Annotated in this window: 10 protein-coding genes and 1 pseudogene; 3 read left to right on the top strand and 8 right to left on the bottom strand. The window is 74.3% G+C overall.

Translation table 11 applies throughout. The annotated features are described in order from the left end of the window. Together G5C62_RS22670 and G5C62_RS22665 are read right to left on the bottom strand one after the other, a co-directional pair. A pseudogene (locus G5C62_RS22670) lies at positions 1–259 on the bottom strand (precorrin-3B synthase); the annotation flags it as partial. A gap of 65 nt (positions 260–324) precedes the next feature. Continuing rightward, positions 325–1,038, bottom strand: a complete 714-nt coding sequence (locus G5C62_RS22665) for a DUF4383 domain-containing protein (RefSeq protein ID WP_164702782.1) — start codon at positions 1,036–1,038, stop codon at positions 325–327. Between the two features lie 133 nt (positions 1,039–1,171). Between G5C62_RS22665 and G5C62_RS22660 the strand changes: the two genes are divergently transcribed. Then, entirely contained in the window at positions 1,172–1,501 is a 330-nt protein-coding gene (locus G5C62_RS22660; RefSeq protein ID WP_063124214.1) for a tetratricopeptide repeat protein, read from the top strand. Between the two features lie 62 nt (positions 1,502–1,563). On the opposite strand, the gene G5C62_RS22655 is transcribed toward G5C62_RS22660, so the two are convergent. The 3 genes from G5C62_RS22655 to G5C62_RS22645 form a co-directional block, all read right to left on the bottom strand. Then, entirely contained in the window at positions 1,564–3,087 is a 1,524-nt protein-coding gene (locus tag G5C62_RS22655; protein WP_206330802.1) for an alkaline phosphatase, read from the bottom strand. A 257-nt stretch (positions 3,088–3,344) separates the two neighbouring features. Then, complete coding sequence (locus tag G5C62_RS22650) at positions 3,345–4,955, bottom strand: sodium:alanine symporter family protein (protein WP_164702780.1); 1,611 nt, start codon at positions 4,953–4,955, stop codon at positions 3,345–3,347. Continuing rightward, positions 4,955–5,392, bottom strand: coding sequence for a universal stress protein (locus G5C62_RS22645; RefSeq protein ID WP_164702779.1), 438 nt, complete (start codon positions 5,390–5,392; stop codon positions 4,955–4,957). Before G5C62_RS22645 ends, G5C62_RS22650 begins: the two co-directional genes overlap by 1 nt. Before the next feature lie 184 nt (positions 5,393–5,576). Between G5C62_RS22645 and G5C62_RS22640 the strand changes: the two genes are divergently transcribed. Together G5C62_RS22640 and G5C62_RS22635 are read left to right on the top strand one after the other, a co-directional pair. Beyond that, positions 5,577–6,098, top strand: coding sequence for an FKBP-type peptidyl-prolyl cis-trans isomerase (locus tag G5C62_RS22640; RefSeq protein ID WP_081975196.1), 522 nt, complete (start codon positions 5,577–5,579; stop codon positions 6,096–6,098). 11 nt (positions 6,099–6,109) lie between these two features. Next, positions 6,110–6,535, top strand: coding sequence for a VanZ family protein (locus G5C62_RS22635; protein WP_164702778.1), 426 nt, complete (start codon positions 6,110–6,112; stop codon positions 6,533–6,535). A 10-nt stretch (positions 6,536–6,545) separates the two neighbouring features. On the opposite strand, the gene G5C62_RS22630 is transcribed toward G5C62_RS22635, so the two are convergent. The 3 genes from G5C62_RS22630 to G5C62_RS22620 form a co-directional block, all read right to left on the bottom strand. Then, positions 6,546–7,145: a GNAT family N-acetyltransferase gene (locus G5C62_RS22630; RefSeq protein WP_052090816.1), complete on the bottom strand. Its 600-nt coding sequence runs from the start codon at positions 7,143–7,145 to the stop codon at positions 6,546–6,548. Next, positions 7,142–9,256, bottom strand: a complete 2,115-nt coding sequence (locus G5C62_RS22625; RefSeq protein ID WP_206330801.1) for a penicillin acylase family protein — start codon at positions 9,254–9,256, stop codon at positions 7,142–7,144. The genes G5C62_RS22630 and G5C62_RS22625 overlap by 4 nt, the downstream gene beginning before the upstream one ends. Continuing rightward, the coding region (locus tag G5C62_RS22620; protein ID WP_277424816.1) for an IucA/IucC family siderophore biosynthesis protein at positions 9,253–10,393 on the bottom strand (1,141 nt) is incomplete at its 5' end. The genes G5C62_RS22625 and G5C62_RS22620, both read right to left, overlap by 4 nt.

Raw genomic sequence — 10,393 nt, 5'->3', positions numbered from 1 at the left:
GCCGCTCGCCCAGCTCGACCTCCGCGCCGGACGGCAGGCCGCGAAGCTGCAGGTTGCCCCGGCTGGTCAGCTCCAGGTGCCCGTCGCCGAGCTCCCGGGCCGCGGCCGCCAGCGCCCGCAGTTGCGCCGCGCTGATCGCCCCGCCCGGCACCCGGACCCGGGCCAGCCCGCCGTCCGCTGCGGCGTGGGTCTGCAGGGCGCCGGGGCAGGCGTCGACGCGGTCGCGCGGAGGGGAGACGGAGGCACCGGACGAAGACATGGCGCTCGCGAGGCTACTTCCCGACGGCCCCGGTGCACCGGGGCCGTCGGGCCGGTCCTGCCGGATCAGGTCAGCGAGGTCCGGTCGGAGGACATCCAGACCCGCCGCCGGTCGGCCCGGGTGCGCACCTTCGCCATCGCGTCGACCCGCCGCTGCTGCTCGGCGGTGGCGCGGTGCTCGACCACGGCCAGCTCGGCCTGCCGCATGTCCCGCTCGGCCGCCTCCTCCGCCGGGGTCTGCGGCAGCTGCGGGTCGAGGTCCTCGGGCGAGACCTCCGGGCCGGTGTCCTCCCGGTAGGGGCTGTCGGCCGGCAGGTTCCCACTGATCCGGCCGTAGGCGCCCAACGTCAGCAGCACGAGGCCGGCGCAGATGGAGAAGATGACGTTGGCCATCGAGAACGCCAGCAGGTTCAGGTCGCCCTCCAGTACCGCCAGGTTCGCCAGCGCGGAGATCAGGAACAGAGCGCCGATCACCAGCATCACGTTCGACACCGGGCGGGGGCCGAGGAACGCGGTGACCACCAGCACGAGCGCGGTGACCACCGAGATCGTGGAGAGCAGGCCGTTGGAGGACAGGCCGGCCACCTCGCCACCGTCGGTGGAGAAGTAGGCCAGCCCGTCGGCGAAGCCGAGCAGGCCGAAGGTGAGCAGGACCAGGGCCACGACCACCGCGCCGACGCGCTGCACGGTGTAGACCACCGACCCGCCACCCTCGTCGGTCTCGTTCGCGTCGTCCGACCCGTTCGGCCGACGGTCTCGCAGGTTCTCGCGCACGCCCATGGTTTGCCTCCGTCGTGTGGATGACCAGACGTCGGTGCTTCGTCGTCCGCTGCCCGGGTGGATGCGCCGCGTGCACGACACGCCGGGAAGAGCCATGGGGACGGCGCTGTTACGGGCCGGTGGAAGGAGCGTCATGACCCAGCCGTACGAGATCGACCTGCACTCGGAGTACCTGCGCGCGGACCTGTTCCTGGCGATGGGGCAGCCCACGGAGGCCGCCCGCGTCCTGGAGGCGGTGCTCGCCGCCGAGCCGGACAACCAGGCGGCGCTGGAGCTGCTGGCCCGGAGCTACTTCGGCTCGGCCCAGCTCAGCCGCGCCGAGGAGACGCTGAGCCGGCTGGTGGAGCGGGCCCCGGCCAACGGCTGGGCCCGCCGCGCGCTCGCCCGCACCCTGGAGCGGCAGAGCCGGGGCGCGGACGCCGCCGTCCACCACCGGGTGGCCGACGCACTCGGCGCCGCCTGACGGCCCCGTCCCGAGGCTCGCCCCCAGCTCGCGCGGGGTGAGCCTCGGGAGGGGCTCCTCCGTCAGGCCGGCGTCAGGTCGGTCGAGTGCAGCACCGCTCCGGCGACGTCGCGCAGCTGGACCGTCATGACCCCGCTGTGCCCGTCGATCCGTACGTGGCCGAGGAACTGGAGGCCGGCGCTCGGCGGCTGGTTCGGGCTGTCCGCCGCGCGGGACCAGACCACCTGGGGGCCGAAGGTGCCGTCGAGGTCGTTGGGTCCGAACGTGCCGGCGTGCAGCGGGCCGCTGACGAACTCCCAGAACGGGTCGAAGTCGGAGAACGAGGCCTTCTCCGGGTCGTAGAAGTGGGCCGCGGTGTAGTGGACGTCGGCGGTCAGCCACACCACGTTGCGGACCCCGCGGCGCTTCAGCTCCGACAGCAACCACGCCACCTCGAGCTCCCGTCCGGCGGGCGCGCCGGGAGCGTGGTTGGCGATGGCCTCCTGCGCGACCTCGCCGTCGGGCACCACCACGCCCAGCGGCATGTCGGAGGCCACCACCTTCCACAGCGCGCAGGAGGCAGCCAGCTGGTCGGCGAGCCGGGTGAGCTGGTCGGTGCCGAAGATCCGGGTCTCCGGCCCCTCCGTCGCCAGGTTGGCGGTGTTGGGCCCGCGGAACGAGCGCAGGTCGAGCGCGAAGACGTCGACCAGCGGGCCGTAGGGGAGGACCCGGTCGATCCGGCTGCCGGAGAGCGGCATGTACTCGCCGAACGCCTGGCGGGCGCGGGCGGCGAGGGTGTCGACGTCCTTGACCGTGTACCTCGCGTCGGGGCCTGTCGTCCCCAGGACCTCGCCGGGGTACCAGTTGTTGGTCACCTCGTGGTCGTCCCACTGGACGAACTGCGGGACCTGGGCGGCGAACCGGCGCACGTTGTCGTCGATCAGGTTGTAGCGGTACTGACCGCGGTACTCGTCCAGGGTCTCGGCGACCTTGCTCTTCGCCGGGGTGACCACGTTGCGCCACACCGTGCCGTCGGGGAGCTCGACCCGCTCCTCCAGCGGCCCGTCGGCGTACACGCTGTCGCCGGAGTGGATGAAGAAGTCCGGGTCCAGGAGGCGGACGGACTCGAAACCGGTCATGCCCCCGAGGTCGGGGTTGATCCCCCAGCCCTGCCCCGCGACGTCGCCGGACCACGAGAAGCTGACGTCCCGGCGGTCGGCCGGGGCGGTGCGCAGCGTGCCCAGCAGGGGCTCGCAGGCGCGGCCGTGCTCCCCGACGAACCGGACGCGGTAGAACAGCTCGGTGCCGGCCGGCAGGCCACTGAGCGCCACCTTGCCGGTGAAGTCGGTGTCCGGGCCGACGTCGACCCGCCAGCGGCCGCGCCGGCCGCGGAAGTCCTCGGTCCCGGCGACCTCGACCAGCATCCGGGCCGGCCGGTCGGTCTTCGACCAGATGATCCCGGACGTCGCGCTGACGTCGCCGCTCTGCACGCCCCACGACGTGGCGGGACGGTCGAACCGCTGAGCCGGCGCGGCGAACGCCCGCGGTGCCGGACCGAGCAGTGCGCCGGCGCCGGCAGCTCCGCCGACGGCGGCGGCGGCCTGCATCAGCTGCCGTCGGGAGAGCGGTCGTGCCGGTGGCGAAGCGGGCGAGGTGTGTGGCTGATCGGACATCGGTGGCCCCCTGGGTTCCGCGCTGGTGGTGGAACCCTGGGCCGTCGAGGAGGCGGCCGGACCACGGGTCGGCGACCGGCGGGCGAGGACCGCGTGAACCGGCCGTGGCCGGCCACGCGCTGTCCATGGAGGCTCCCGGCCTCGTCGTCCGGCGGGTGCTGGAGTTCCAGACCACCCGCCGGATCGACTGATCAGCGGTCTTCGACCGAGGGCGGCGGGTTCGGGGTGGTGCCGTCGACGCCCGTGGTGGCAGCGGTGCTGCCGCCCGTCGGGGAGGGCGTGATGCCCCGTTCGGCGACCGGCAGGAGCGCCCCGTGGGCCAGCCGCTCGCGGTAGCCGAACAGCTCCCGCTTCACCACCCGGCTCAGGATGTAGAGCCCGATGATGTTCGGCAGCGACATCAGGAAGATCATGCTGTCGGAGAAGCCGATCACCGCGTCGAGGGTCGAGGAGGCCCCGATGACGACGAAGATGCAGAAGATCAGCTTCCAGGTCCGGTCCACGAACATCGACTCGCCGAACAGGTAGGTCGACGCCTTCAGCCCGTAGTAGCTCCAGGCGAGCATCGTCGAGTAGGCGAACAGGATCACCGCGACCGCCAACACGACCGGGAACCAGCCCGCGACCGTCGCGAAGGCGGCCGACGTGGTCTCCACGCCGGGGGCGCTGGTCTCGTCCGCCCAGGTGCCGGTGATCACGATGGCCAGCGCGGTCATCGTGCAGATGACGACGGTGTCGACGAAGGGCTCGAGGACCGCGACGTGCCCCTCGGTCGCCGGCTCGTTCGTCTTCACCGCGGAGTGGGCGATCGCGGCCGACCCCAGCCCGGCCTCGTTGCTGAACGCCGCCCGCCGGAAGCCCTGGATGAGCACGCCGACGACGCCGCCGAACCCGGCCTCGGGGCTGAACGCCGTCCGGAGGATCTCCCACAGGGCGCTCGGGATCTCGGTGAAGTTCGAGAACAGGACGGCGAGGCAGGCCAGCACGTAGAAGACGGCCATGAACGGGACGAGCTTGTCGGTGACCCGGGCGATGCTCCGGATCCCGCCGATGATCACCGCCCCGACCAGGAGCGCGAGCACCAGGCCGAAGACGGCGCCGGCGGCCCCGAACCCGAGCCAGCCGTCCGCGCCGCCCGTCACCGACTGGGCCTGGGCGAACGCCTGGTTGGCCTGGAACATGTTCCCGCCACCGACGGCGCCGCCCAGGGTGAAGATGCAGAACAGGACCGCGAGGACCTTGCCCAGCGTGCCCTTGCCCTTCTCCTTCAGCCCTTGGCTCAGGTAGTACATAGGGCCACCGGAGACCCGGCCGTCGTCGTAGACCCTGCGGTACTTGACGCCGAGGGTGCACTCCACGCCCTTGGTGCACATGCCGACGAGGCCGGCGATGATCATCCAGAAGGTCGCCCCCGGCCCGCCGAGGGAGATGGCCACCGCGACCCCGGCGATGTTGCCCAAGCCCACCGTCCCGGAGACGGCGGTCGCCAGCGCCTGGAAGTGGGTCACCTCACCGGCGTCCTCGGGGTCGTCGTACTTGCCCTTGATCAGCTGGATCGCATGGCCGAAGGCCCGGAACTGGAAGCCCTTCAGGTAGATGGTGAAGAAGATCCCGGCGACGACCAGCCAGACGACGATCAGCGGCAGCTCGACGCCCTCGTCGATGAAGTCCAGCGGGACGGCGGCGAAGACGATGCCGGTGATGAACTCCGAGATCGGTGCGAAGACGTTGTCGACCTGCTCGTCGAACGTGGCGGCCAGCACCTCACGGGCAGGGACGTCGGAGAGGGCGAGCTGGGTCATCACGGCACCACCAGGACGGGGACGGGGGAGAGCTGGATGAGGCTGCTCGGGGTGGACCCGAACAGCAGCGTGCGGACCCGGCTCTGCCCGATCCGACCGACGGTGATCCACGCTGCGTCGTGCTCACGGGCCAGGGAGACCAGCGTCTCGGCGGGGTGCCCGTGCCGGACGACGCCGTCGATCTGCAGGTCACCGGCGGCGGTGAGCCGGGCGAGCGCCGGGTCGAGCACCCGCTCGCGGGCCGACCTCGACTCGCGTTCCTTGTCGATCGTGCGGCGCTCGTTCTCCTCCGCGGTGGAGAACGAGTAGGGCGACCAGGGGACGACGCAGGCCAGCACCAGGCGCAGCTCGTGTCTGCGCGCCGCGTCGGCAGCGGCGTCGGCCGCTCGCCCGCTCGCCTCGCTCCCGTCGAGCCCAACGATGATCGATGCGGACATCGGGTGACCCCCAGCCGTCGCGGACGTTGCGGGAAAGTTAGTGCCAAGCAGCGGCCCACCGCCAGACGAGCCCGGACCTCGTCCGAGCTGTGGTGTCCTGGTGACCGTGCGGCCGGCGTCCTCGACCGGCCGGCCGCAGAATGCCCGCCCCGACTCGAGCACCGCTCGGCCAGGAGACCTCCCCATGAACCGCCGCACCGTCCGCCGCACGCTGCTCGCCCTCCCGCTGTCGCTCGCCCTGTCCCTCCCGCTCGCCGCCTGCGCGAGCGGCGAGCCGGCCGGGTCGGCCGGGTCAGCGGTCGAGGAGGTGGCGGCCGAGGTCTCCACCGACCTCGGCGTGCGCCCCGAGGTGCCGGCGTCGGACGCGCCGGCGCCCACCGAGCTCGTCGTCGAGGACGTCGTCGTCGGGGACGGCGCCGAGGCCACCGAGGGCGCCGCCGCGCAGGTCAAGTACGTCGGCGGCTTCTACGAGTCCGGCGAGGAGTTCGACGCCTCCTGGGACCGGGGCGAGGACGAGACCCTGCCGGTCACCCTGGGGGCCGGCCAGGTCATCCCCGGCTTCGAGCAGGGCATCGAGGGCATGCAGGTCGGTGGCCGCCGGGTCGTCACCATCCCCAGCGAGCTCGGCTACGGCGACCAGGCCCGCGGGCCGATCCCCGCCGGCTCCACCCTGGTCTTCGTCCTCGACCTCGTCTCGGTGGACTGACCCGGGCCCCGGTGGTCGCCGATCGCGACCACCGTCCCGGCCCGGGGCGGTGGTGGGCCCGCGGGCTGCTCGCCGGCTACCTGGCCCTCGGCGCCCTCGTGACGTTGTGGCCCACCCCGGTGGGCGGGTTCTCCGGCCCGATCGCCCGGGCCGTGCTGCAGGCCACCGGCCTCTCCTGGTCGGTGGTCTTCCCGCTGGTCGAGCGGGGCAGCAACGTGCTGCTGTTCGTCCCGCTGGCGCTGCTGCTGTGCTGGTCGCTGCCCCGATGGCCCCGGTGGGCGGTCTGGCTGACGTGCGTGGCCGGTTCGGTGGGCATCGAGCTCGTCCAGGCGCTGTTCCTGCCGGCGCGCCACCCGTCCCTGGTGGACATCGGGACCAACAGCACCGGCGCCGCGATCGGCGTCGGGCTGCACTGGCTGCTCACCCGCCGCCGCTGAGCCCCGGCCGTCAGGACGTCGGCTGGTGCCCGGGGGCGACCGCGGCCAGCATCGCCTCGAGGACCTCCCGGCGCAGGAACGCCAGCCGCGCGCGCTTGGTCGGCAGCTCCACCTCGGGACCGAGCTCGAAGCCCGTCCGGCGCAACCGCTCCAGGGCGCCCTCGTTCGCCGCGTCGGGCTCGACGACGACGCGCCGCACGGTCGGGTCCGCGAGCGCGACCGCCCCGAGGGCGGCGGCGAGCCGGAGGGTGAACCCCGGCTCCGGGGTCGTGGCGGGGGCCAGCAGCACGTGGATGCCGAGGTCGCCGGGCTCCACGTCGTACACCTCGCCCACCGGGTCGGCGGCCGGCTGGTAGGTCTGCAGCAGCCCCACCGGACGGCCCGCCACGGACACCAGCCAGGCGTGGTGGGTGTCCAGCGAGTCGACGTAGGCGTAGATGTCGCGCACCTGCTCCTCGGTGTGGTCGGTCATCCCCCAGAACCGGGCGCGCTCCTCCCGCACCCACGAGTGCACCAGCGGGGCGTCGCGGTCGGGGTCGAGCCGGCGCACCTCGAGGGTGCGGCCGTCCCCGAAGGGGTGGGTGCCCTCGGCGAGGCGGGCATCGGTCACGGGATCTCCTCAGGTCGGGCGGGTGGGACGGGGATCAGGGAGCCACGGGCCCAGAGCGGGGTCTGGTCCTCGGCGTGTGGGCCGGGCACACCGTCGGCGCCCAGCGGGACCACCCAGCGGCTGGCGTCGCGGTCGGCGAGGTCCCAGACGTAGCGGGCCACCGGTCCGCGCAGGCACAGGTCGGTGAGCCCGGGCAGGCTCGCGGTCGCCAGGACGCAGTTGGTGTCGCCGTGCAGCGGCAGCCCGTCGGCGGGCCGGACGACGGTCTCCTCCCAGCCGGTGCCGTCGAGGGAGTGCACGGTCCGCAGCCGGTGCGTCGACCCCCAGGCCGGCGCGGGTGTGGTCGCGGCGTCGGCGAGGGCGTCGTGGACCAGCGCGTCGACGTCGACGCCGTGCCGGGGGAGGACGTCGAGCAGCCGCTCCAGCGCCGTCCCGACCCGTTCCACGGGGGACAGCCACGGGGCCAGCACGTCCGGGACACCGGCCGGGTGGTGCAGCGGTGCCAACAGCGGGAGGTCCAGGACGCGCCGCACCAGGGCGCTCCGCCAGGCGGTGAAGGCCCCGGCGCCGCGGCTGTCGGCGGCCATCCGGCGGTCCCAGGACAACAGCTCCGCGTGCAGCCGGGCGGCGGGGGTGCCGGTCGCGGGTGCTGCGCTCCGGCGGAGGACGTCGAGCAGCCCGGTGGCGGGGGAGGCGGTGTCGACCAGCAGCTCGGCGAGGTCCTCGGCCCGCAGGCCGGTGCGGTCGCCGACGAGGGCCCGCAGCCGGGCGGCGCGGTGCGGTGGGGCGAAGACCGTGCCGTACGGGACGACGTCCGGGCGCTCGTCGTTGGCGGTCACCGCGACGCCGTCCCAGGGTGCGCCGTCGGTGACCCGCAGCCCGGCGGGGGGAGGGCAGGGGCCGCGCCAGGCGTGCGTGTGGTCCCAGGCCGGCACCGGGTGCCAGCGGTTGCCGGCCGCCCGGTCGGGCACCCGGCCGGCGACCAGCTGGCGCACGTCGCCGGTGGTGTCGGCGACCAGCACGCTGTTCACCGGCTCGACCCAGGAGGCGAGGGCGGCCTCGACGTCCCGGGCCGTGCGCGCCTGCAGCAGCCGCGGCAGCGCCTCGAACCCGAGCGCGGCGTCGACCCGGCTGGGCGCGCGCAGGCTCAGCGCCTCGGGCTCCGCACCGCCGGACCAGGACGGCACGACGACCGGTCCGCGGGCGGTCTCCACGGTCTCCACGGTCACCGGCTCGCCGTCGCGGACGGCCAGCCGGACCGTCGCGGTGTCGGCCGGCTCCCAGCCGTCCGGCCCGAGGGCCAGCAGCCGGTCACCGTCGCGGCGCAGCCGTTCCCGGTAGAGGTCCTGGTGGACGGCCATCGCGTTCGTCACCGCCCAGGCCACCGAGCCGGTGTGGCCGAAGTGGGCGACGCCGGGGACGCCGGGGAAGGCGAGCCCGACCACGTCGAGGGCCCCGGGCCCGTCCACCACCAGGTGCACCTGCTGGTAGACGCCCGGGCGCTCCAGCACCCGGTGCGGGTCGCCGGCGACCAGGGGCAGCCCGGACGCCGTCCGGGACCCGGTCACCGCGACCGCGTTGCTGCCGTCGGGTGGGCCCAGCCCGAGCGCGGTGGCGAGGTCGGGCCCGAGCCGCGACCCGAAGGACCGCAGCAGGTGCCCCCGCCAGACCGTCGTCCCCAGGGACCCGAACAGGACGTGGTGGACCAGGAAGACCCCCAGCGGGGTCCACGGCTGCCAGCCGCCGTGCCCGCCCCGGGGCCGGCCGAGCGCCTGCAGCTCCGGTGACCGCGCGGCGCCCTCGGCCAGGCCCTCGCGCACGCCCGCCACGTAGGCGGCGACCCACCGCCGGGTCGCCGGGTCCAGCGCGTCGTGGCAGCGGCGGGCGGTGTCGTCCAGCCGGGCGCGGGCGGCGAAGGTGTCCCAGGACAGCCCGGCCGCGCCGACGTGCGCGGCCAGCGTCGCCTCGCTGCGCCAGCGCTCGACCTCCAGCTGCCACGCGCGGTCGACGGCGGTGACCCGGCCCTGCGCCCAGGCGAGGTCGTCCAGCGACCCGGCCCGCACCGTCGGCACGCCCCACGGGTCGCGGGTCACCCCGGCCGGGGCGGTCACCGGGGCGGGGCCGGTGCGTGCCGGGCCGGTGCGTGCGGGGCGACCGGGTTGGCCAGCGTGCCGGCGTACTGCAGGGAGGACGCCTGGTCGGCCAGGTCGACCATCTGGAGCGTGTTCCGCAGCTGCAGCCGGTTCAGGCAGGAGTGCTGGAACTCCGGGGTGAAGAGGTCGAAGCGCCGGTGCAGGTCGGGGTGGGCGTCCCGGTGCGCCAGCAGGCAGTCGGCGACGCAGCGCCAGACCTCGTCGGCGGGCAGCAGGCCGTCGGCGTCCAGCACGCCGGCGAGGTAGCGCAGGAACCCGTCGAAGACGTCGGTGAAGACCGACAGCAGGCGGACGTCGTCGTCGTACGCGACCCGCACCCGCTCGACGCCGGATGGCAGCGGCCGGTCACCGAAGACGGCGACCTCCTCCCCGACGTCCTTCATCAGGACCCGGGTCGGCACCGAGTCGCGCAGCACGAGGATGACGTTCTCCCCGTGCGGCATGAAGGCGAGGTCCTGGGCGAGCAGGCAGTGCACGACGGGGCGGAGGTAGGCGTCGAGGTAGCGCCGCAGCCAGGTGCGCGGGTCCAGACCCGAGTCGGCGACGAGACCGCTCACCAGCGAGCGGCCCTCGGCGTCCCGGTGCAGCAGCGCCGCCATGGTCATCGCCCGCTCGTCCGGTGCCAGCCGCGGCACCGGGCTCTCCCGCCACAGCGCCGCGACCATCCGCTGGTACGGCGAGCGCAGCCCGCGGGCGGCCATCCGGTGGTAGGCGTCGCCGGTGTAGCCGACCGACGCGAGCTCGCGCAGCACCCCGAACCCGCTGGCCACCAGCTCGGGGTCACCGGTGACGACCTCGGCGACCCAGTCGTTGATCGCCGGGGTCGCCCGCATGTAGGCCGGTGAGAGCCCGCGCAGGAAGCCCATGTTCTGGATCGCCAGCGCCGTCTTGACGTAGTGCCGGTCGGGCACAGCGAGGACCGCTACCAGGCCCAGCAGTCGATCCGGACGTTCTTCGACCTCGACCGCCCCGACCGGCACGAGGTCGCGCCGGCCGACGTCGGCGGCGAAGGTGACCGCCAGCCGGTGGTCCCACTGCCAGGGGTGCACGGGCAGGTAGCTGAAGTCGTCCGGGTCCAGCCCCAGCGACCGCAGC

It is taken from the genome of Modestobacter sp. KNN46-3 (assembly GCF_011039295.1).
This window is presented reverse-complemented; position numbering and strand designations above follow the sequence as displayed.

Excerpts from the sequence above, each read along its gene's own strand:
- G5C62_RS22645 (WP_164702779.1), bottom strand. The coding sequence starts at position 5,392 with ATGTCCGCATCGATCATCGTTGGGCTCGACGGGAGCGAGGCGAGCGGG.
- G5C62_RS22650 (WP_164702780.1), bottom strand. The coding sequence starts at position 4,955 with ATGACCCAGCTCGCCCTCTCCGACGTCCCTGCCCGTGAGGTGCTGGCC.
- G5C62_RS22665 (WP_164702782.1), bottom strand. The coding sequence starts at position 1,038 with ATGGGCGTGCGCGAGAACCTGCGAGACCGTCGGCCGAACGGGTCGGAC.
- G5C62_RS22655 (WP_206330802.1), bottom strand. The coding sequence starts at position 3,087 with ATGCAGGCCGCCGCCGCCGTCGGCGGAGCTGCCGGCGCCGGCGCACTG.
- G5C62_RS22660 (WP_063124214.1), top strand. The coding sequence starts at position 1,172 with ATGACCCAGCCGTACGAGATCGACCTGCACTCGGAGTACCTGCGCGCG.
- G5C62_RS22640 (WP_081975196.1), top strand. The coding sequence starts at position 5,577 with ATGAACCGCCGCACCGTCCGCCGCACGCTGCTCGCCCTCCCGCTGTCG.